Source organism: Vibrio sp. D431a (assembly GCF_030248655.1).
Taxonomy (GTDB): Bacteria; Pseudomonadota; Gammaproteobacteria; order Enterobacterales; family Vibrionaceae; genus Vibrio; species Vibrio alginolyticus.
In genome coordinates this window covers 313,213-334,056 of the sequence record NZ_JAHGAP010000013.1, presented here as the reverse complement: position 1 = coordinate 334,056, position 20,844 = coordinate 313,213, and the positions used below count along the sequence as shown (strand labels likewise).

The following is a 20,844-nucleotide window of genomic DNA, read 5'->3' as shown; positions in this document are numbered from 1 at the left end:
CTCCGAGCTTTGGCTCAGGTTTTCTTAATTTTGTTTGCTCAGTAAACCACAGGGCTTACTGTTGGAATTTGTTTTCGTCAGGTGCAACATTGAGTATTTGTAGCGCGCCTTTCATGATTTCAGAGAAGACAGGAGACGCTACCGAACCACCATAGTAGTCATCGCCTTGAGGCTCGTTTACGATCACTACTAAAGCAATTCGCGGATCGCTAACCGGAGCAAGCCCAGCCGTGTAGGTGATGTACTCGTCGCTGTACCCACCGGCAGAAGCTTTACGTGATGTACCCGTTTTCGCTCCTACTCGATAACCAGGAACTGCCGCTCTGCGAGCCGAGCCCCCTTTTTGAGTTACGGTTTCCAACATGTCTAATACTTGACGCGCATACTTCGCACTCACCACTTGACGTGACATGTCATGATCATTGCTTTCAATAATATGAATAGGCTCGTATTTGCCAAGGTTTCCAAGCGTCGCATAAGCATGGGCTAGCTGGATTGGTGTAATTGATAGACCGTAACCAAACGCAATCGTGGCGCGCTCAATTGGCGACCAACGAGTTCGTGTAGGAAAAATACCCGTCACTTCCCCAACTAGGTTTAGGCCAGAAAGCTCACCAAAACCCACTGAACTGTACAGCCCAAGAAGCGCCTCTACCGGCATTTGCATTGCTAGCTTCGTCACACCGATATTACTCGACTTTTTAAGGATCGTGGTCAAGCTCGCTTTGCCTACGCGAGAGACATCTCTGACTCGACTACCACCTAAACGTAGAACACCATTACCGGTATCTACGATGGTATCTTTATCGGCTATCCCATTTTCTAAGGCGGCTAAAATAACGAAAGGCTTAATGGTCGAACCGGGCTCCATTGAGTCCGTGATCACTCGGTTACGCATTTGATAGCTTTGCCAATCGCTACGATTGTTAGGGTTGTAAGAAGGAGCATTAACCATGGCCAATACGGCGCCCGTTTTTACATCCAACATGACAACGGAACCTGAAGTGGCGCGGTGGTCCGCAACGGCTTGCTTAATCGCACGATACGCAATCGCCTGTAGGCGCTGATCGATGGTTAACTGAAGTGATTTACCTTCTTGCTTGTCTTGCCAAGCAATGTTTTCCACAACACGACCATAACGGTCTTTACGAATAGTTTTCTTACCCGCCGCGCCAGTGAGCCACTCATCGTAGCTACGCTCCACACCTTCTAGGCCATGCCCGTCAATGCCTGTTACACCGACTAAGTGAGCACTAACCTCACCTGCAGGATAATAACGACGAGATTCCGACTTAAGGCCAACACCTGGCAGCTTTAGCTCACGAATATAGTTCGCCATGGCCGGACTGACCTGGCGCTGCAAGTAGATAAAGCGGCGTTTTTCATTGCGCTTGATTTTGTCTATTAACCCTTGTCGGTCAATACCAAGAACATCCGCTAATGCATGCCAACTTTTGGTCTGGCTTAACGCGTTTTCTTTAAATATCGTGGCAGGATCTGCCCAAACCGCCTCAACCGGTACACTGACAGCAAGCGGCTCACCATTTCGATCCGAAATAATACCGCGAGCAGAAGGAATGGATTTAACACGAACCGAACGTAGGTCACCTTGTTTAATCAGGTTATCTGGCTCAATGATTTGGATGTAGGCTACGCGTGCCACCAAAAGGGCAAATGCACAAAAAACAAAAAACAGTAATAGATGGAAGCGCCAACGAATCAAGAAAGATTCTTCGACCGCCACTTTCACTGCTTTGTTATCGGTTTTCTTATCCCCCGTAGCCGCTTTCTCTTTTGCTACAGGTTTACGCTTATTGGCTTGTTTCGTGTTGGATTTTTTTCTAATCATTTGAGCGTGACAACCACTTCTTTATCGCCATCAGGTCGTTTCATTTCAAGTTCTTTTTTGGCAAGGTCTTGAACACGACTGTGTTCCGCGAGGGCAGTTTCTTCCAACATTAAGTTACGCCATTCGCTATCTAATCGTTCTCGTTCAACCAACGTATGGTCTTTCTCGGTGATCGCTTGACGCGCATGGTGGGTAGCAAATACCACTCCCATTGCCGATGCCACGATCAATAGCAACAACAGTAATGGCCAGCGACCAACAGTGAGGAGATCCGTTGCAATCAACTTAGCAAGATTAGGAGTGGATTTCGTCATAATAATTAAAGCTTTTCTGCAATTCTTAACACAGAGCTGCGCGAACGAGGGTTCATTTCAATTTCTTGTTTGCTTGGTTTAATCGCTTTGCTCACCGCTTTCATATTCGCACTACCAAGAGCACGAATTTGCTCTTCCGTCATTGGAATACCGTGTGGCACTTCAGGCCCTTTGCTCTCTTTACGGATAAAACGTTTGACCATACGGTCTTCCAGAGAGTGGAAGCTAATCACAGATAAACGGCCTTCAGGAGCAAGAATGCTCGCCGCGCCTTTAAGTGCCGTATCAATTTCTTCTAACTCACTGTTGATGTAAATACGAAAAGCCTGGAAAGCACGAGTCGCAGGGTGTTTTTTCTCTTTAAAACTTTTCGGTGCGGCATCTGAAATCAATTTTGCCAGCTGACCAGTGCGAACCATTGGCTCATTTTCTTCATCTTCACGGTAGGCAACAATCGCTTTTGCAATACGGCGCGCATGTTTATCTTCCCCAAACTCGCGAATGACCCAAGTGATATCATCGAGGTCTGCTTCCATCAACCATTGAGATACTGGAACACCTGATGTCGGGTCCATACGCATATCTAGCGGACCGTCTTTCATAAAGCTAAAGCCACGCTCTGCGTCGTCTAACTGAGGAGAAGAAACGCCTAAATCCAGCAGAACACCATCCACTTTTCCAACTAGCCCATACTCTTCAGCATACTCAGCAATACCAGAAAATGGACCATGAATAATGGTGAAGCGAGGGTCATTGATTTTGCCTGCCTCAGCGATCGCTTGAGGGTCACGGTCGATACTGTACAGTCGGCCATTTTCACCGAGTTTAGATAGAATTGTCCGGCTGTGACCGCCACGGCCAAATGTTCCATCAATATAGACGCCGTCTGGTTTGATAGCTAAGCCATCAATGGATTCATTTAATAACACGGAAATATGTTGGAAGGTTTCGGTCATAGCTTTCTCGTTGAATGATCTTGAGGCGATTCTTTAGTGTACTGATTTCCTACATCATCGCCACCACAAGTCTAAAGTTAGACGTGATTTACGCCAAGTTTATTGGTAATGACATAGTTTGCGTCAATTAAATGCAAAAAACCCATCACTACCGAAGTAGAGATGGGTCTCGAATAGGTGGAGCCGACACATAAGCCGGGTTCTGTTCCGCTTGCACGGCGGTAGCCATTCGTCTAGGCCAGCAATCACTCACTGGCTCGAGCAACCTACCCGCCTCCTTACGCGAGCAACGCAATGTGGAGGCCTATTTGGTCTTGCTTCAGGTGGAGTTTACCCTGCTACGAACTATTGCTAGTCGTCCGGTGCGCTCTTACCGCACCCTTTCACCCTTACCTGTACCCTTACGGGCCATCGGCGGTCTTCTCTCTGCTGCACTTGTCGTAGGCTTGCGCCCCCCAGGCGTTACCTGGCACCTTGCTCTATGAAGCCCGGACTTTCCTCCCCTTTGTCAGTCTCCCGAAGGACGTCAACGTCAGTCTCCCAAAGGGACTTCGACGTCAGTCTCCCGAAGGACATCAACAAAGCAGCGACTACCCAGTCAGCTCCGAGGGCGGATTGTATAGAGTTCTCACTTCAGAGTCTAGTTAGATCACAGATATGATGAAATGAATGCACTAAGTGATGACTTTTTAGTCAACGTGCCAAAAATAGATAATAAAAAGGCCGATGCCTAAACATCAGCCCTCATTGACCATTTATCTCGCTAGCGGCACTTAGTCTAAGTTTTCTAAGCCCCATTTATATAGCGCATTCTTCTTCAAGTTATGTATTTCTGCCACCAAAGCAGCTGCTTTTTTCAAAGGCAGCTCTTTGGTCAAAATCCCTAACGTGCGTAAAGCATCTTCAGGTAGTGAGTCGTCTGTTGTTTCACGATGGCCATGTACCAACAATACCATTTCACCACGCTGTTGGTTATCGTCACTTTTCACCCATTCAATCAGCTCACCTAACGGCATGCCTTGAATGGTTTCAAAGGTTTTTGTTAGCTCTCTTGCCAACACAACTTCTCTATCTGGGCCAAGAACGTCTAACATGTCTTGTAGAGAGTCTAAAATACGGTGCGGTGACTCGTAAAAAATACACGTACGCTCTACCGAAGCAATCTCTAGGAATTTATCCTTACGACCTTTGCTTTTCGGTGGTAAAAAACCTTCGAAGCTAAAGCGATCCGATGGCAAGCCAGAGGCACTTAACGCCGTAATGACCGCACAAGCACCTGGAAGAGGCACAACTCTAACGCCCGCTTGACGACATTTTGTCACCAAATGGTATCCTGGGTCGCTGATAAGTGGCGTACCAGCGTCAGAAACTAATGCGATAGACTGACCGGAAAGCAGCTTTTCTACCAAAACTTGTGCTTTTTGCTGCTCATTGTGGTCGTGTAGAGCAAAAGTTTTGGTTTGAATATTGAAGTGAGACAGTAATTTGCCCGTATGTCGAGTATCCTCAGCGGCAATGATGTCCACAGTCGACAGAATTTCGATAGCACGTTGGGTGATATCCGCTAAATTTCCGATTGGAGTCGGTACGATATAGAGAGTTGGCCCCTCATTCGGCAACTTATTTTTATCTGTCATTTGTTTACCATCACTTCAACGATTAATATAGAGACAATTTTGTACAAAATTATAGAGAACTCACGGCAATGATTAACCATAAGAGACTCAGTGTACCACGCATACTTACTCCTGTTGCACTAGCAATTACGCTCGCCGCCTGTTCTTCAGGTCCAAGACAGCCTGATGGCGTTGATGTAACACTTGAGCCTACTCAGTCTGTTCAGAACTATATGATCCAAGCTGATAGCACGGAAGGCAGTTTACAAAATGACTGGTTGATCATGGCAACCAAAGCCGCGATTCAAGCAAACCAGTTTGATCAAGCAGAAATGTTGATCAAGCGCCTGGCTCGTCAACAGTTAACCGAAGTTCAGCAAGCAGAGTGGCAACTAGCGCGTGCGACCATACAGCAAAAACAGGGTAATTACTCTCAGTTGCTGCAATTGTTGAATTTTAAACCTTGGTGGAAGTTGCCAAATGAGCAATGGAAAGACTATTACTTGATGCGTGCCGACGCTTATCAAGGTCTTAACCAAGCGTTTGAGGCAAACCGCCAACTGGTTGCATTTGGTCAATATGCATCGTCCGCGGAGCAGAGAGAGATTTCTAGCCGTATTTGGATGAACTTTGGCAGCTACTCCGAGTACGAACTGACCTCATTAGAAACAGAGCCAAATGAAGATGTTTTGGATGGTTGGCTACAACTCGCTATTTATGCGAAAACGCTGTCGGGCAACTTATCCCAACTAAAAAATACCCTAGAACGCTGGTTAAACGAGAACCCATCGCACCCAGCCGCTATCTACACACCAGAAGAGATTCAAAACATTCTCTCTCTAGACATTGTTAAACCAAACAACACCGCTTTGTTACTGCCGCTTACTGGTAAGTTCTCGCCACAAGCGCAATTAATTCGTGATGGTTTTGTGTTTGCGATGATGAATGATCGTAACCGTGATCCAAGCGCTACCCTCACGGTAATAGACACTAATGCGTATAACGCCGACCAAATTAAACAACGTTTGATCAATGAAAACATCGACTTTGTTGTTGGTCCCCTAGAAAAAGAAAACGTTGAGCTATTGCACACAACCATGGATGGCTCAGAAAATGGTCCTACGATTCCAGCCCTTGCGCTAAATATTCCCGAAGATGTGCAACCAGATAGCAATATTTGCTACTTGGCATTATCACCAGAACAAGAAGCCGCACAGGCAGCGAAACACTTGTTCAGCGAAGGCTATAACTTCCCTCTGATTCTGGCACCAAAGGGCAGCTTTGGTGAGCGCGTAACTGAAGCGTTCAACAAAGAATGGCGCAAGTACAGCTCTAATAAAGTCGCAGCAAGTTATTTTGGCGACAAGCGCCAACTTCAAAAAGACATCAATGAAGTATTTGGTCTGCAAGAAAGCAAACAACGTATTGCTCAGATGCAATCATTAATGCGTATCAAGCTTGAAACACAGCCACGTAGCCGTCGTGATGTCGATGCGGTTTATATTGTTGCTAGAAGCACGGAACTGACTTTGATCAAGCCGTTTATTGAGGTAGCGATTAACCCAGACGCCAAAGCGCCACAAATTTTCTCTAGCTCGCGTAGCAACAGTGGCGGCGCGACTTACGAAGATCTAACAGGTATCATCTACAGCGATATCCCATTACTGATTGACCCAGACCCTAGCGTGACCGCTGAAATGAACGAGCTGTGGTCAGAGCAATCTAACATGGAAAAACGTTTGAAAGCACTGGGTATGGATGCGTATAAATTGATTGGGGAGCTGCCACAAATGAAGGTCGTTCCGGGCTACTCAGTTGGCGGCCAAACCGGTATTTTAAGTATCGACAATAATTGTGTTGTACAGCGTGAGCTAAGCTGGGCTGAGCGTGGGGCTCTTTAGTAAGCGCCAAATCGGAAATCAATATGAAGCTCTGGCGAAGCAGTATTTACAACGCCAGGGCTTAAACTTTATTGAACAAAATTTTCTGACTAAGGTCGGTGAGATTGATTTAATCTTCCAACAAGGTGAAACTATTGTGTTTGTTGAAGTCAAATACCGTAAGAACAATCACTTTGGCTCGGCAGCAGAAATGGTGACGCACGCTAAAATGCGCAAGCTAGTCAAAACCGCACAAGTTTGGCTTAGCCAACAAAAGCGCTTAAAACACAATATCGATTATCGATTTGATGTCATCGCCATTCATGATAATGGGCGAGATATCAACTGGATAGAAAACGCAATCTCTGAAGGATAAGCGATGCTAGACAGCATTAAAGACAGCTTTACAGAAAGTATTCAAATTCAAATCGCAGCAGCAGAGGCGCTGCCTGATGCCATTACTCATGCAGCTCAAGCGATGGTGTCGAGCCTGCTTAATGGCAATAAAATTTTATGTTGTGGTAATGGCGGCAGTGCTTCAAACGCTCAACAATTTGTTTCTTGTCTTTTAAACCGTTTTGAAACTGAGCGTCCTAGCCTACCAGCAATGGCCTTAACCGCCGATAATACCACCCTAACCGCAGTGGCCAACGATTACCACTACCAGGAAATCTTCTCAAAACAGGTACGAGCGTTTGGTCAACCAGGCGACATTTTGCTTGCCATGTCGACTAGCGGTAACAGTAAAAATATTATCAAAGCGATGGAAGCAGCCGTAACTCGAGACATGACGATTATCGCGCTAACAGGAAAAGATGGCGGAGAGATGGCAGGACTGCTCGGTGAGAACGACGTCGAAATTCGTATTCCATCACACCGCACTGCACGTATTCACGAAGTACATATGGTAACACTCCATTGTCTTTGTGATCTTATTGACCAGGTGCTTTTCCCTGCTCACGAAGAGTAACCAAGACTGAGAATCAGAATTATGCTACGTAGCCTCGTTATCTTATTAACAGCATTGAGTTTAAGTGGTTGCGCAGGTTTGTTTATCGCAGGTGCAGCAACCACAGCGAATATTGTCACGGACACACGCACGACAAAACAAATCTGGCAGGACAATAACATCGAATTCGAAGTTGCGGCGATCGGCAATAAAGCACCGTTTAAAGGTGAAGTTCGTGTCGTTGCCAGTTCATATAATGGGACTGTAGTCCTTATGGGACAAGCTCCGACACAAGACCTTATCCTTGCTTTAGAGCGAAGGGCTCGAGAAGTTAGTGGTGTAAAAGTCATACACAATCAAATCAAACAAAAAGAGCCACTCACTGTTACCCAGATTAGCAATGACAGCTGGATCACAACCAAAGTAAAGTCAGCTTTGCTTACTGATTCTGAGCTTAATGGTGTTAAGGTTAAAGTGATCACCGAAGATGGCGACGTTTTTCTGTTTGGTTATGTCACGCCAGAGCAAGGCGATCGAGCGACAGAAATCGCGCGTAATATCTCAGGCGTAAAACAAGTCATTAAAGGGTTCCAATACGGCGAAATGGAGCCTGTTGAAGTAGACTTACCGAGTGACGGTGTACAAACAATAGAAAGTGAGGCAAGTACAGAAAGTGAAGAGAACGTCGAAGTCTTTACGATTAGTGAGTAATTTCCAAAGTCTGGCTTGAAATCATCTTCAACAAGTTAAAAAGAAAAAAGCAGCGTTACGCTGCTTTTTTATTATTTAATCACTCTTAAGCTTGGTTTGCCTTTTGGTCGAGGAGCATCGTCCTCTTCGGCATCTGAATCAGAAACTAACTCAGAAGGCTCATCGCTAACCGTTGTGAACGATGGGGATGATTCTTCCTCGGTCATCGCTTCTTCTTCGATGTGAGTGTACGCTTCTTCTGGTTCAAACATAGTACCAGCACCATTCTCACGTGCATAAATAGCTTGAACAGCATACACAGGCACGATCACTGAGTGCGGACGACCGCTAAAGCGAGCATGGAAGGTAATCGCATCATTACCTAACTCAAGATTACCCACTGCACGTGGCGCAATATTCAAAATAATTTGACCATCTTGAATAAATTCAACCGGGACACGCACCCCTGGCATTGTTGCATCCACAACCAAGTGAGGAGTCAAGTCATTGTCTACTAACCAATCGTAAAATGCGCGAAGCATATACGGGCGGCGAGCAGTCATTTTTGCAATATCCATAACGTGTTTTAAATCGCTTAGCGAACTAGGCGCATTTCACGTTCAGCTTCAGTCAAAGAAGCAAGGAACGAATCACGTTCAAATACGCGGTTCATGTATACCTTGATTTCTTTTGAACCAGGGCCAACAAGATCGATACCAAGTTGAGGCAAACGCCACAATAGTGGTGCTAGGTAACAATCGATCAAGCTGAATTCTTCGCTCATGAAGTACTCATATTCAGCAAAAATTGGCGCTAACGTCAGAAGATCATTACGCAGCTTTGTGCGTGCTTTTTCTGATTCTTCCGCATTACCTTTCATCACTTTTTCAGCGAGTGAATACCAGTTGCGTTCGATACGGTACATCATCAAGCGGCTGTTGCCACGAGCAACAGGGTAAACCGGCATTAGAGGTGGATGAGGGAAGCGCTCGTCCAAGTACTCCATGATGATTTTTGAATCGTAAAGAGCTAGCTCACGGTCAACAAGAGTTGGCACTGATTTATATGGGTTTAGCTCAACAAGCTCAGCAGGAAGGTTTGCTTCGTCAACAAGCTCAACTTCAACACTTACGCCTTTTTCAGCTAGTACAATGCGAACCTGATGGCTATACAAATCTGATGCACTTGAGAAAAGAGTCATCACAGAACGTTTATTGGCAGCTACAGCCATGGAGCCCTCCAGTACACTTACAAATAAAAACAATGGAGGCTAAGCCTCCATTGTACATCAATTAAAATTGGGAATTAGCACGGTATTTTAGCACAATTAATGCACATCGCGCCAATACTCTTTCTTGAGCATCACAACAACGATGGTTAGAAGCACTAAGAAGCCCATTACCCACCAGCCTAGAGCATGACGCTCAAGCTGCACTGGGTCACCTGAATAAACTAAGAAGTTAACGAGATCGCCAACCGCTTTGTCATATTCGCCTTCACTCAGCTCACCCGTGCCATCGGTTTCAGTACCAACAACAACTTGTACTTCTTCGCCATCTACGATTTTCGTATCGTAAATCGGCGTCGGGATGCCCTGTAGCTCTTCAAGCACATGCGGCATACCAACACTCGGGAAGACGATGTTGTTCACGCCGAATGGACGAGATGGATCAACATAGAAAGAGCGTAAGTAAGTGTATAACCAATCAGCACCACGAACTCGTGCAACCAACGTAAGATCTGGTGGTGGAGCACCAAACCAGTTTGCCGCTTGCTTCGGTGGCATAGCATTGACCATTAGATCACCGATTTTCGCTTCAGGATTGAAAATCAGGTTTTCTTTCATTAAGTCTGTTGGAATTTCCAAGTCTGTTGCTACACGCTCGTAACGCTGGTATTGCGTAGAGTGACAAGCAAAACAGTAGTTCATGAACAACTTCGCGCCGTTTTGTAGCGAAGCTTTATCCGTAAGGTCAACATTCGCTTTATCCAGCGGAACATTGGCCCCAGCTGCCATCGCTAGTGATGGCAACATAGCAAATAGAATTACAATCCACTTCTTCATTTGAATGTCACCCTCTCTGGTAATGGTTTGGTTGCTTCATTTTTGCTGTAGAAGAACAGCAACACAAAGAACATGAAGTAACACAAGCTAAAGATCTGAGATAGTAGTGTGTACGTTGGTGTCGCTGGTAACGCACCTAAAATACCTAGAGCGATAAAGGCGATAGTGAACTGTACAATATTCAATAGATGAAGTTTGCTACGGTAACGGTATGAACGAACTTTACAACGATCCAACCAAGGTAGAACAAACAGCACTGCAATTGACGCACCCATTAGGATAACACCTAATAGTTTGTCTGGAACCGCACGTAGGATTGCGTAGAACGGCGTGAAGTACCATACCGGAGCAATATGCTCTGGTGTCTTCAATGGGTTTGCAGCTTCAAAGTTAGGCGGCTCAAGGAAGTACCCACCCATTTCTGGGTTAAAGAACAGCACGTAACAGAAGAAGAACAAGAAACCAGCAACACCGACCAAGTCCTTAACCGTGCCGTACGGATGGAAAGGAATCGAATCAATGATGTCATATTTCTTCGTGTAGTAATCGTGGAACTTGAATTGCGTTTTGTAATCGTCGCCCATTGAGCCTTTTGGCAGCTTAGTTTCGATACCATCCGGGTTGTTTGAGCCTACTTCGTGCAGCGCCAATACGTGCAGAACAACAAGAAGAAGCAAAACAATAGGCAAGGCAATAACGTGTAGTGCGAAGAAACGGTTTAGCGTTGCACCAGAGATGATGTAGTCACCACGAATCCAAAGCGTTAGGTCATCACCGATAACAGGAATAGCGCCAAACAGGGAAATGATTACCTGCGCACCCCAGTATGACATCTGACCCCATGGAAGTAGGTAACCCATGAACGCTTCAGCCATGAGAACAAGGAAGATCAACATACCGAAGATCCACAATAGTTCACGAGGTTTTTGGTATGAACCGTAGATCAAACCACGGAACATGTGAAGATACACAACAACGAAAAACGCTGACGCGCCAGTGGAATGCATGTAACGCAGAAGCCAACCGTACTCTACATCACGCATAATGTATTCGATAGACGCAAATGCACCGTCACCTGAAGGAACATAGTTCATCGTTAGCCAAATACCCGTTAGGATTTGGTTAACAAGAACCAGCATCGCCAGAGAACCGAAAAGGTACCAAAAGTTGAAGTTCTTAGGCATTGGGTATTCAGACAAATGCTTTTTATAAGCATTCATTGCAGGAATACGCTTTTCAACCCAATCTAACATTGCTTGCATTATGCATCTCCCTCATCAACACCCACAATGAGCTTGGTATCGCTCAAATACATGTGCTTAGGAACGACAAGGTTCAACGGAGCAGGTACTCCTTGGAACACTCGACCAGCCATGTCGAACTTAGAACCATGACAAGGACAGAAGAAGCCAGATCTTACGCCCTGCACCTGCTCAGAGAAAGAGTCAGGTAGATAGGTTGGTGAACAACCTAAGTGGGTACAGAAACCAACTGCGACGAAAAACTCTTCCTTAATCGAACGAAACTCATTCTGAGCGTACTCAGGCTGCTGCTCCATTTCAGATTGTGGATCGCGAAGCTTATCACCGATCGATTTTAAGTTATCCAGAACGCTTTGAGTGCGGCGAACAATCCATACAGGTTTTCCCTGCCACTCAACACGAACCAGCTGACCTGGTTCAATTTTACTTATATCCACTTCCACCGGTGCGCCCGCCGCTTTGGCTTTAGCACTCGGATTCCATGATTTGATAAAAGGCACGGCGACGGCGACTGCCCCTAACCCACCAACAACTGCCGTTGTAGCGGTTAGAAAACGCCTGCGACCGTTATTTAAAGGCGCGTTGCTCATCCAAACATTCTCCCATTTGCTCCCTTTGGATCGTTATTATTCCGCTTATAAGAGCATGGCTAACAAATAATGAATTTAGTTCTATTTATTGGAGGGAAATGATAAAGAAAACCCTACTTTTTGACAAGATAAAGCTACCTTTTTGTAACATTTGTGAGGCAAATCGCTCGCGTCGTCACAAAAGCGGCAGAATTATAAAAAATTGATGTGATTTGTAACAAGAAAGCACCACATAGAAGCCCCGCTGAAAGCAGATAAAACCTTTTATCTTGGTAGTTTTCAGTTAATTACACAGAGAAATATTTCGTATTACGCGTTCAGCTTACTGTGTTTATATTTTCAATTTTGTAGCACGCAGAATGCTCAAAAAGGAGCGTAAGTCATTTTAAAACATGTTACAGGAAGAATAAGATACAAAGACATTCTTGCTGATGAATACATCTATGCTGCATCGCAAGAGAAAGCGTGGTGAGTCGCGATTAAATAAGGCACACATATAAAACGGCACTGGCAACCTTTCGACGAAGAGGACGAACAAGAAGGCCTACTCGGAATGTGATGATAAGTGAAGGTTGTTCGTTGCTTGAAGACAAGTATGATGTATTTAAATACAAAAAAGCCCGGCATAGAGCCGAGCTTTTGGTACACAGTTTCCAGAGTAACTCTGAAAAGCATAATTCCCGATAAGAGGAAATTAACGCTTAGAGAACTGTGGACGACGACGTGCTTTACGTAGACCAACTTTCTTACGTTCAACGCAACGAGCGTCACGAGTAACGTAGCCAGCTGCGCGTAGAGCAGGACGTAGAGACTCATCGTATTCCATAAGCGCGCGAGTGATACCGTGACGGATAGCACCAGCTTGACCAGAAATACCGCCGCCTTTAACTGTTACGTAAAGGTCTAGCTTTTCAGTTAGTTCAACTAGCTCTAGAGGTTGTTGTACAACCATACGCGCTGTTGGACGACCGAAGTATTCGTCAAGGTTACGCTTGTTTACTACAATGTTACCGCTGCCTGGTTTAATGAAAACACGTGCAGCTGAGCTTTTGCGACGGCCAGTGCCGTAGTATTGATTCTCTGCCATTTTCGAAATCCCCAATTAGATGTCTAGTACTTGTGGTTGTTGAGCAACATGGTTGTGCTCAGCGCCCGCGTAAACTTTTAGCTTACGGTACATAGCACGGCCTAGAGGACCACGTGGAAGCATGCCTTTAACTGCAAGCTCAAGAGCCATCTCAGGTTTACGATCGATCAACTTTTCAAAAGTGATAGATTTTAGACCACCTGGGAATTCAGAGTGACGGTAGTACACTTTGTTCTTAGCTTTGTTACCAGTTACAGCAACTTTCTCAGCGTTGATAACGATGATGTAATCACCAGTGTCAACGTGAGGAGTGTATTCAGCTTTATGTTTGCCACGTAGGCGAGATGCAATTTCACTTGCTAGACGGCCAAGAGTTTTACCTTCAGCGTCTACAACGTACCAGTCGCGTTTTACAGTTTCTGGTTTAGCAACGAAAGTTTTCATGCTAACAATAACCCGTTAATTAAATTTTAAACTTTAAAGGAACACCCAATAGTGCTCCCACACTGTCTAAGAGCCCAGTCATCACCCCTTCGAGTCGTTGGTACTCTCGACCTTCAATTTCGAAATAACTTCGATAATCAGGTCTGCAGTAACGGTGGGTCGCAGGATTATAGAGAAGAGCGAAGAAAAAATCACCTTTTTTTGCGCCAAATCACTAATTTTTTCTTCACTTTTTTAAGAACCCATTGGATCTAGGCCAAATGTTCACGCGCGAGATACTCATGACTTTGCATCTCAGTAAGCCGAGACAAACAGCGCTTAAATTCGAACTCTAACTGCCCATCAGTATATAAGTCGGCCATTGGCACTTCAGCAGAAATAATCAACTTAACATTGCGCTCGTAAAACTCATCGACCAGCGCGATAAAGCGTCTCGCCGCATCATCGATTTTTCGGTTCATTTGTTGAACATCTGCCAGTAATACCGTGTGGTAAATACGAGACAATTCAATGTAGTCATTTTGACTGCGAGCAGTTTGACACAACTGAGCAAACGACGCATGCAGCACCCCGTCGCTTGCTTCAATCACCGCTAGTTGACGGTGGTTAACTTCGATTTGATGAGCAACAAACTGACGCTCTCCAGTCAGCTGCTGATAATATTTGTTAAGGTTTATGCTAGCCTGCTCATCAAGCGGGTAATGGTATATTTCAGCCTGTTCTAACGTTCTTAAGCGATAATCAACGCCACTATCGACATTCAACACTTCACAACGTGCCAAAATCATATCGATCGCGGGCAAAAAGCGCGCTCTTTGCAAACCGTTACGATATAAGTTCTGCGGCTCGATGTTTGAAGTCGCGACTAGGATCATCTGCCGCTTGAACATTTCTTGAAGTAACGTTGCAAGGATCATCGCATCAGTAATGTCGGAAACAAAAAATTCATCAAAGCAAACCACATCTGCTTCTTCTTTAAATTTATCCGCCACTTTTGATAGAGGATTTTCGACATCACCTAACAGCTTCAACTCATCATGTACTCGATACATAAATCGATGGAAGTGGACGCGCATTTTTCTTTGGGTCGGTAAAGCATCAAAAAATGCGTCCATAAGGTAGGTTTTACCGCGACCTACCCCACCCCAAAAGTAAAGGCCTTTTGGTGGTTCAGGCTTGTCGATTTTTTTCCCCATTAGCTTTTGCCATTTGGAAAGCTGAGGCACAGGCGCTGACTGAAATTCAACGATAGCATGGTAAAGCTTGTCTAATGCAACGACCGCTTGATACTGAGCTTCATCACGCTGAAACCCGTGTTCTGCTATGTCTTTTTGATATTGTTGTAGTGGTGTCATCGTATTAAGTCGTATAGAGGTATAGAGAAAAGGGTTACCTCGGGGTCAACTTTGAGAATAGAGAGAAGTAGTTATCAGTCCCCGAAGACATACTGCTATTTTTCTTTATCGGCTGTTCAAGCCATAGTAACATGGACGAGCACCGCGTGTAACTAAGTAGTAAAAGACTTGTTAAAACAACTATAAGGAGCAGTTATGCCTTGGATTTATGCCATTGTGGGTTTGCTGGTCGGTACAATCGTAGGCGTAGTCATTAGTAGACTAACCACCCCTGAATACAAGAAACAAAAGTCTGTGCAGAAAGAACTTGAAGCGGCCAAGTTTGAATTAGAGCAACAACGTCAAGAGCTCGTCGATCATTTTGCACAAACCGCAGAAATGTTGGACACCCTAGGTAAAGATTACACCAAGCTATACCAACATATGGCCAAGACCTCTTCTGAGCTTTTGCCAAACTTACCAGAACAAGACAACCCGTTTGATAAGAAAACGGCAATGTCGTCTGAAACCATTGCAGAAGATCAACCAGAGTTTAACGAACAACCAAAAGACTACGCTAATGGCGCCACCGGTCTTTTGAAGGATCAAGAGAAAGAAATCATTAATGCTCCCGAAGCGGTAACCGCAAAAGCATCATAATCCTCTCTTACTTCTATCTAGGGCCGATACATTTGTATCGGCCCTTTTTTGAACTTTTTCACCTCACCTTCGCTCTAACTTGGATGTGCACTGCCTCCCCTTTTGATTGTCCGAACTAGACCTTATATTAGTTATTAACAAATTGAACTAACCGTTCGGATATTTCTTTTTGGCAGACATGTTTCAAGAGGAGTTATTGGATGAAAAAACCACTGCTTGCGCTCACCGTTCTATCTCTGAGTTTGGGTTCGATTATTGCCCCAGTTCAAGCCACTGCCGCATTACCTTTGAATGTGGATGGCCAACAGTTACCTAGCTTGGCACCAATGCTTGAGAAAGTGACCCCAGCTGTTGTGAGTATTGCTGTAGAAGGTAAACAAGTACAAACCAGCCGCATTCCCGAGCAATTTCAATTTTTCTTTGGCCCAGACTTTCCTATGGAACAAAGGCGAGAGCGCCCGTTCAGAGGTTTAGGGTCTGGTGTCATTATTGATGCGAAGAAAGGCCATATTGTCACTAACTACCACGTGATCAAGGGGGCAGATGAGATTCGAGTTCGCCTCTTTGACGGGCGCGAGTATGACGCTACACTCGTTGGCGGTGATGAAATGGCCGATGTTGCGTTACTTAAATTAGAGAAAGCGAAAAACTTAACGCAGATTAAAGTCGCGGATTCCGACAAACTGCGTGTCGGTGACTTTACGGTTGCAATTGGTAACCCATTTGGGCTCGGTCAAACCGTCACTTCGGGTATTGTTTCAGCCCTTGGCCGTAGTGGCTTAAACGTTGAAAACTTCGAAAACTTCATCCAAACCGATGCCGCAATTAACAGCGGTAACTCTGGTGGTGCATTGGTCAACCTTAATGGTGAGCTGATCGGTATTAATACTGCGATTTTAGGCCCTAACGGCGGTAATGTGGGTATTGGCTTTGCGATTCCATCGAACATGATGAAAAACCTCACTGATCAAATTCTAGAGTTTGGTGAAGTCAAACGCGGCATGTTGGGTGTGCAAGGTGGCGAAGTAACCTCTGAGCTAGCTGATGCATTGGGTTACGAGTCGAGTAAAGGGGCCTTTATTGGTCAAGTCGTACCGGACAGCGCAGCCGATAAAGCAGGGTTAAAAGCCGGTGACGTAATTGTATCGGTGAACGGCAAAGCGATTAATACTTTCTCAGAGCTCCGCGCAAAAGTGGCAACACTGGGCGCAGGTAAAGAAATCACATTAGGTGTGGTTCGAGATGGTAAGAATAAAACCTTTGATGTAACGCTTGGCGAATCTACGAATATGAAAGCTAAAGCGGAGACATTACATGAGGGACTCAAAGGTGCGGAGTTAAGCAATACAACACCAAGTGATGTAATCCAAGGTGTTAAAGTATCGAGCGTTGCAGATAACTCTCCGGCTGCTCAATATCAATTACAACAAGGTGACATTATTATCGGTGTGAACCGTCAACGAGTGAAAAACCTTGCCGAGCTTCGTACAATCGTAGAGAAACACAAAGGTGTACTGGCTCTTAATATTCAACGTGGTGAACGTACTATTTATCTTGTCATTCGTTAACCACTTTCAAAGTGATAGAAAATAAGGTTTTCGATGCATAGTACTGAGTGATAAGGCTCGAACACTTTTCCTTATCGCTCAATAACTAATGAAAAGGGCAACGCGATGACGCGCTGCCCTTTTGTTATTTTTCAATGTAATGCTATTCTTCATCTTCGATGCCATTTTGGCGCTCACGCATGGAGAGGATATGCTCAGCTTTTTATTACGTTCTGTCTTTTTAGGCTTGGCTACTGCCGCAGTGGTATTACTGGCGGTTCCATCTTTGCGCAACAACGTAATTCCTGCCGCGCTTGATCCTCAACCTGTTAATATCGCATCAGTCGAGTTGACGTTTAATCAAGCAGTCCGAAGAGCAGCACCTGCAGTGGTAAACATCTACAGTCGTAAGTATGTTGAGAATGACCGCAGTAAACTCTCGACTCAAGGCCTGGGGTCAGGTGTGATTGTTAGTGAGAAAGGCTACATCATTACTAACTATCATGTGGTTGCTCAAGCTGATCAAATTGTTGTGGCATTACAAGACGGCAGAGCCGCAGCGGCTCAGCTCGTAGGGACAGATAAGCGTACTGATATAGCCGTGCTGCGTGTCGAAGGTTCGAATTTGCCCGTAATCCCTCTGAACTCTAACTACAAACCACAAGTGGGCGATGTAGTACTAGCCATCGGTAACCCATACAACCTTGGACAAACCACAACGTTCGGCATTATTTCTGCCACAGGTCGTTCATCTATTAGCGATGGTCGTCAAGCATTCATTCAAACCGATGCCGCCATCAATGAAGGTAACTCTGGTGGAGCCCTAGTGAACACACAAGGCGAGCTCGTCGGCATTAACACCGCCTCTTTTCAGCAAGCGACAGACTTAGAAACTTACGGTATTTCTTTTGCGATCCCTGCGCCGCTAGCGAGTAAGATCATGCAGAAAATCATCGCTGATGGCCGCGTGATTCGTGGTTATATTGGAATCGACGGCCAAGACATTAATGCGGTCACTGCTCGCCTGCTTGGAAATGAACACATAGGTGGTATTGTCGTACTTGGTATTGATCCAAATGGTCCAGCCAATGCGGCAGGCTTCCAAAAGCAGGACATCATTATCAGTATTGATGGCAATAAAGTACAAGGGCGTCAGAGCGTTATGGATATCGTCACCGATTTACGTCCTGGCACCACCGTGGACGTCGGTATCATTCGCAAAGGAAAAGAGATGACCTTGAAAGTCACCATTGCCGAAGACAAGCAAGAAGCATAAAAAATCCCAGCCATTGGCTGGGATTTTTATTTGTGCGTTACTCGCTATCGCTCGGTGTTTCCGTCGTATCGGAATCATCTAGCTCAACTTCAATACGAGTGACTCGCTGCAAACCTCTCGGTAATAACCCACCTCGGCGACCACGTTCGCCACGGAAGTTATCAAGGTCAGACGGTTTAAGACCCAACTTTCGCTTACCCGCGTACAGCGTTAACGATGCACCTTTTGGTAAAGACATTAAGTGAGATAGTACTTCTTCTCGCTCTTTTGCTTTAGCAGCAGGAATGTTGATGATCTTATTCCCTTTACCTTTCGCCAGTTGTGGCAAGTCTTTGATTGGGAACAGCAGCATGCGACCTTGGTTAGTGATTGCTAAGATTTCATCAGAGTCTAAATCTTCAATCTCTTTTGGCGTCATGATCTCAGAGTTGGCAGGTAAAGTGACGAGCGCTTTACCACTGCGGTTTTTAGACAGCAAGTCCGCGCCTTTACATACAAAGCCGTAACCTGCATCTGAGCCCACCAGCCACAGCTGATCTTCTTCACTCATGATGACTTGGCGAATACTGCTACCAGCCGTAATATTCAAGCGACCGGTAATCGGCTCACCTTGACTACGAGCAGAAGGCAGTGAGTGCGATTCCAGAGAGTAACTTCGACCGTCACTACCTAGGAATACCGCAGGCTGATTACTCTTACCTCGAGCATGCGCTAAATACTTATCACCCGACTTATAGTTTAAGCCTTCGGCATCCACGTCATGGCCTTTCGCGTGACGAATCCAACCTTTCTCAGAAAGCACAACCGTGATTGGCTCACTTGGTACGAGGTCACGTTCAGTCAGCGCTTTTGCTTCTGCACGCTCAACCATTGGAGAGCGACGGTCATCACCGTATTTCTCTGCGTCTGCTTTGATTTCTTTTTTCAGTAGTGTATTCAGACGACGCTCAGAACCGAGTAGCTGTTCTAGCTTCTCACGCTCTTTCTCTAGCTCGTCTTGCTCACCACGGATCTTCATCTCTTCTAGTTTTGCTAGATGACGAAGTTTAGTATCTAAAATTGCATCCGCTTGGATATCGGTAATACCAAAGCGTTCCATCAGCACCGCTTTTGGATCGTCTTCAGTACGGATGATCTCAATCACTTCATCTAGGTTGAGGTAAGCAACCAACAAACCTTCCAAGATGTGTAGACGAGCCATTACTTTGTCTAGGCGGTGTTGTAGACGACGACGCACAGTCGTACGACGAAACTCGATCCACTCAGACAGAATTTGCACCAGACCTTTAACTTGAGGACGGTTATCCAAACCAATCATGTTCAAGTTAACACGGTAACTGCGCTCAAGATCCGTTGATGCGAACAAGTGGTTCATCAACAAATCACAATCGACGCGGTTTGACTTAGGCACCACAACGATACGCGTTGGGTTCTCGTGATCCGATTCGTCACGAAGATCGTCAACCATTGGCAGCTTCTTCGCACGCATCTGGTTAGCGATTTGCTCAAGCAGTTTGGCACCCGATACTTGGTGTGGCAAAGAAGTGATAACAATGTCAGAACCTTCTTTGTGCCAAACCGCACGCATTTTGATGCTGCCACGACCGTTGCGGTAAATCTTCTCGATATCCGCTTGCGGCGAGATGATTTCTGCTTCTGTTGGGTAATCCGGACCTTTGACATACTGCATCACGTCCGGCAGTTCTGCTTTCGGGTTGTCGATCAAATGAATAGTCGCATCTGCGATTTCACGAACGTTGTGCGGTGGGATGTCTGTTGCCATACCAACGGCAATGCCGGTTACACCGTTAAGCAGGATGTGAGGCAGACGTGCTGGCAACATTTGTGGCTCTTTCATTGTGCCATCAAAGTTAGGTTGCCATTCAACCGTGCCCTGGCCAAGTTCGCCAAGCAATACTTCAGCAAACTTAGACAGTTTTGCTTCGGTATAACGCATTGCCGCAAATGATTTCGGATCATCTGGCGCACCCCAGTTACCTTGACCATCCACTAATGGATAGCGGTAAGAGAATGGCTGAGCCATCAATACCATCGCTTCGTAACACGCTGAATCACCGTGCGGATGGTATTTACCTAGCACGTCACCAACGGTACGTGCAGATTTTTTGTATTTTGCTGATGCAGAGAGACCAAGCTCTGACATCGCATAAATGATGCGTCGTTGAACCGGCTTTAAGCCATCACCAATGTATGGCAAGGCGCGGTCCATGATTACGTACATCGAGTAGTTCAGATAAGCGTCTTCAGTGAACTTGCGCATTGGCAATTGTTCGACGCCATCGTAGGTAATTTCTGTAGACATCC

At 45.5% G+C, this 20,844-nt stretch carries 20 protein-coding genes and 1 other RNA gene; 7 read left to right on the top strand and 14 right to left on the bottom strand.

Going from position 1 to position 20,844, the window contains the following annotated elements:
* Positions 1 to 55 precede the first annotated feature (55 nt).
* The 5 genes from KJB35_RS12070 to rsmI all read right to left on the bottom strand — a co-directional run bounded on the left by KJB35_RS12070 (position 56) and on the right by rsmI (position 4,756).
* Positions 56 to 1,849, bottom strand: coding sequence for a penicillin-binding transpeptidase domain-containing protein (locus tag KJB35_RS12070; RefSeq protein WP_086046525.1), 1,794 nt, complete (start codon positions 1,847 to 1,849; stop codon positions 56 to 58).
* Complete coding sequence (gene ftsL, locus KJB35_RS12065) at positions 1,846 to 2,163, bottom strand: cell division protein FtsL (RefSeq protein ID WP_005372920.1); 318 nt, start codon at positions 2,161 to 2,163, stop codon at positions 1,846 to 1,848. Before ftsL ends, KJB35_RS12070 begins: the two co-directional genes overlap by 4 nt.
* 5 nt (positions 2,164 to 2,168) lie before the next feature.
* On the bottom strand, positions 2,169 to 3,119 hold the full coding sequence (rsmH, locus tag KJB35_RS12060) for a 16S rRNA (cytosine(1402)-N(4))-methyltransferase RsmH (RefSeq protein ID WP_005372918.1): 951 nt from the start codon (positions 3,117 to 3,119) through the stop codon (positions 2,169 to 2,171).
* A 175-nt stretch (positions 3,120 to 3,294) separates the two neighbouring features.
* Positions 3,295 to 3,725: RNase P RNA component class A (gene rnpB / locus KJB35_RS12055), an RNA gene on the bottom strand.
* A 167-nt stretch (positions 3,726 to 3,892) separates the two neighbouring features.
* A complete protein-coding gene (rsmI, locus tag KJB35_RS12050; protein WP_005372907.1) occupies positions 3,893 to 4,756 on the bottom strand; it encodes a 16S rRNA (cytidine(1402)-2'-O)-methyltransferase in 864 nt (287 codons plus the stop codon).
* Between the two features lie 68 nt (positions 4,757 to 4,824).
* Between rsmI and KJB35_RS12045 the strand changes: the two genes are divergently transcribed.
* Genes KJB35_RS12045 through KJB35_RS12030 form a run of 4 tightly spaced genes read left to right on the top strand, consistent with a single transcriptional unit; the run spans position 4,825 to position 8,275 of the window.
* On the top strand, positions 4,825 to 6,636 hold the full coding sequence (locus tag KJB35_RS12045; RefSeq protein WP_005372905.1) for a penicillin-binding protein activator: 1,812 nt from the start codon (positions 4,825 to 4,827) through the stop codon (positions 6,634 to 6,636).
* A complete protein-coding gene (locus tag KJB35_RS12040; protein ID WP_005372903.1) occupies positions 6,623 to 6,991 on the top strand; it encodes a YraN family protein in 369 nt (122 codons plus the stop codon). Before KJB35_RS12045 ends, KJB35_RS12040 begins: the two co-directional genes overlap by 14 nt.
* 3 nt (positions 6,992 to 6,994) lie before the next feature.
* A complete protein-coding gene (locus KJB35_RS12035; protein WP_005372901.1) occupies positions 6,995 to 7,585 on the top strand; it encodes a phosphoheptose isomerase in 591 nt (196 codons plus the stop codon).
* Between the two features lie 21 nt (positions 7,586 to 7,606).
* Positions 7,607 to 8,275, top strand: a complete 669-nt coding sequence (locus tag KJB35_RS12030) for a BON domain-containing protein (RefSeq protein ID WP_005372899.1) — start codon at positions 7,607 to 7,609, stop codon at positions 8,273 to 8,275.
* 71 nt (positions 8,276 to 8,346) lie between these two features.
* On the opposite strand, the gene sspB is transcribed toward KJB35_RS12030, so the two are convergent.
* The 8 genes from sspB to zapE form a co-directional block, all read right to left on the bottom strand.
* On the bottom strand, positions 8,347 to 8,832 hold the full coding sequence (sspB, locus tag KJB35_RS12025) for a ClpXP protease specificity-enhancing factor (protein WP_005387408.1): 486 nt from the start codon (positions 8,830 to 8,832) through the stop codon (positions 8,347 to 8,349).
* 17 nt (positions 8,833 to 8,849) lie between these two features.
* Positions 8,850 to 9,485 carry a stringent starvation protein SspA gene (gene sspA, locus KJB35_RS12020; protein WP_005372897.1) on the bottom strand — a complete coding sequence of 212 codons (636 nt, stop codon included), beginning with the start codon at positions 9,483 to 9,485 and terminating at the stop codon, positions 8,850 to 8,852.
* A 96-nt stretch (positions 9,486 to 9,581) separates the two neighbouring features.
* Positions 9,582 to 10,319, bottom strand: coding sequence for a cytochrome c1 (locus tag KJB35_RS12015; protein ID WP_005372881.1), 738 nt, complete (start codon positions 10,317 to 10,319; stop codon positions 9,582 to 9,584).
* Positions 10,316 to 11,581: a cytochrome bc complex cytochrome b subunit gene (locus tag KJB35_RS12010; protein ID WP_005372880.1), complete on the bottom strand. Its 1,266-nt coding sequence runs from the start codon at positions 11,579 to 11,581 to the stop codon at positions 10,316 to 10,318. Before KJB35_RS12010 ends, KJB35_RS12015 begins: the two co-directional genes overlap by 4 nt.
* Entirely contained in the window at positions 11,581 to 12,171 is a 591-nt protein-coding gene (petA, locus tag KJB35_RS12005) for a ubiquinol-cytochrome c reductase iron-sulfur subunit (RefSeq protein WP_005372877.1), read from the bottom strand. Before petA ends, KJB35_RS12010 begins: the two co-directional genes overlap by 1 nt.
* Before the next feature lie 694 nt (positions 12,172 to 12,865).
* Positions 12,866 to 13,258: a 30S ribosomal protein S9 gene (gene rpsI / locus KJB35_RS12000; RefSeq protein ID WP_005372876.1), complete on the bottom strand. Its 393-nt coding sequence runs from the start codon at positions 13,256 to 13,258 to the stop codon at positions 12,866 to 12,868.
* A gap of 15 nt (positions 13,259 to 13,273) precedes the next feature.
* A complete protein-coding gene (rplM, locus tag KJB35_RS11995) occupies positions 13,274 to 13,702 on the bottom strand; it encodes a 50S ribosomal protein L13 (RefSeq protein ID WP_005372872.1) in 429 nt (142 codons plus the stop codon).
* Positions 13,703 to 13,953: 251 nt separating this feature from the next.
* Positions 13,954 to 15,057, bottom strand: coding sequence for a cell division protein ZapE (zapE, locus tag KJB35_RS11990; RefSeq protein WP_005387411.1), 1,104 nt, complete (start codon positions 15,055 to 15,057; stop codon positions 13,954 to 13,956).
* A 195-nt stretch (positions 15,058 to 15,252) separates the two neighbouring features.
* Here zapE and zapG point away from each other — a divergent pair, with 195 nt between their 5' ends.
* The 3 genes from zapG to degS all read left to right on the top strand — a co-directional run bounded on the left by zapG (position 15,253) and on the right by degS (position 18,519).
* The gene (zapG, locus tag KJB35_RS11985; protein WP_005379861.1) at positions 15,253 to 15,696 is read left to right on the top strand and encodes a Z-ring associated protein ZapG; all 444 of its coding nucleotides are present in this window, start codon (positions 15,253 to 15,255) and stop codon (positions 15,694 to 15,696) included.
* Positions 15,697 to 15,896: 200 nt separating this feature from the next.
* Positions 15,897 to 17,264, top strand: coding sequence for a Do family serine endopeptidase (locus KJB35_RS11980; protein WP_025768400.1), 1,368 nt, complete (start codon positions 15,897 to 15,899; stop codon positions 17,262 to 17,264).
* 190 nt (positions 17,265 to 17,454) lie between these two features.
* Entirely contained in the window at positions 17,455 to 18,519 is a 1,065-nt protein-coding gene (gene degS, locus KJB35_RS11975) for an outer membrane-stress sensor serine endopeptidase DegS (protein ID WP_017633606.1), read from the top strand.
* A gap of 37 nt (positions 18,520 to 18,556) precedes the next feature.
* Here the strand turns inward: degS and parC are convergent, their stop codons facing one another.
* Entirely contained in the window at positions 18,557 to 20,842 is a 2,286-nt protein-coding gene (gene parC, locus KJB35_RS11970) for a DNA topoisomerase IV subunit A (protein WP_017633605.1), read from the bottom strand.
* Positions 20,843 to 20,844: the final 2 nt, after the last annotated feature.

Bases quoted from the DNA above. Each gene is read 5' to 3' on its own strand.
- zapE (WP_005387411.1), bottom strand. From the start codon at position 15,057: ATGACACCACTACAACAATATCAAAAAGACATAGCAGAACACGGGTTT.
- KJB35_RS12010 (WP_005372880.1), bottom strand. From the start codon at position 11,581: ATGCAAGCAATGTTAGATTGGGTTGAAAAGCGTATTCCTGCAATGAAT.
- KJB35_RS12030 (WP_005372899.1), top strand. From the start codon at position 7,607: ATGCTACGTAGCCTCGTTATCTTATTAACAGCATTGAGTTTAAGTGGT.
- rsmI (WP_005372907.1), bottom strand. From the start codon at position 4,756: ATGACAGATAAAAATAAGTTGCCGAATGAGGGGCCAACTCTCTATATC.
- KJB35_RS11980 (WP_025768400.1), top strand. From the start codon at position 15,897: ATGAAAAAACCACTGCTTGCGCTCACCGTTCTATCTCTGAGTTTGGGT.
- sspB (WP_005387408.1), bottom strand. From the start codon at position 8,832: ATGGATATTGCAAAAATGACTGCTCGCCGCCCGTATATGCTTCGCGCA.
- ftsL (WP_005372920.1), bottom strand. From the start codon at position 2,163: ATGACGAAATCCACTCCTAATCTTGCTAAGTTGATTGCAACGGATCTC.
- KJB35_RS12070 (WP_086046525.1), bottom strand. From the start codon at position 1,849: ATGATTAGAAAAAAATCCAACACGAAACAAGCCAATAAGCGTAAACCT.
- petA (WP_005372877.1), bottom strand. From the start codon at position 12,171: ATGAGCAACGCGCCTTTAAATAACGGTCGCAGGCGTTTTCTAACCGCT.
- rsmH (WP_005372918.1), bottom strand. From the start codon at position 3,119: ATGACCGAAACCTTCCAACATATTTCCGTGTTATTAAATGAATCCATT.
- sspA (WP_005372897.1), bottom strand. From the start codon at position 9,485: ATGGCTGTAGCTGCCAATAAACGTTCTGTGATGACTCTTTTCTCAAGT.
- rpsI (WP_005372876.1), bottom strand. From the start codon at position 13,258: ATGGCAGAGAATCAATACTACGGCACTGGCCGTCGCAAAAGCTCAGCT.
- parC (WP_017633605.1), bottom strand. From the start codon at position 20,842: ATGTCTACAGAAATTACCTACGATGGCGTCGAACAATTGCCAATGCGC.
- zapG (WP_005379861.1), top strand. From the start codon at position 15,253: ATGCCTTGGATTTATGCCATTGTGGGTTTGCTGGTCGGTACAATCGTA.
- KJB35_RS12015 (WP_005372881.1), bottom strand. From the start codon at position 10,319: ATGAAGAAGTGGATTGTAATTCTATTTGCTATGTTGCCATCACTAGCG.
- degS (WP_017633606.1), top strand. From the start codon at position 17,455: ATGCTCAGCTTTTTATTACGTTCTGTCTTTTTAGGCTTGGCTACTGCC.
- KJB35_RS12035 (WP_005372901.1), top strand. From the start codon at position 6,995: ATGCTAGACAGCATTAAAGACAGCTTTACAGAAAGTATTCAAATTCAA.
- KJB35_RS12045 (WP_005372905.1), top strand. From the start codon at position 4,825: ATGATTAACCATAAGAGACTCAGTGTACCACGCATACTTACTCCTGTT.
- rplM (WP_005372872.1), bottom strand. From the start codon at position 13,702: ATGAAAACTTTCGTTGCTAAACCAGAAACTGTAAAACGCGACTGGTAC.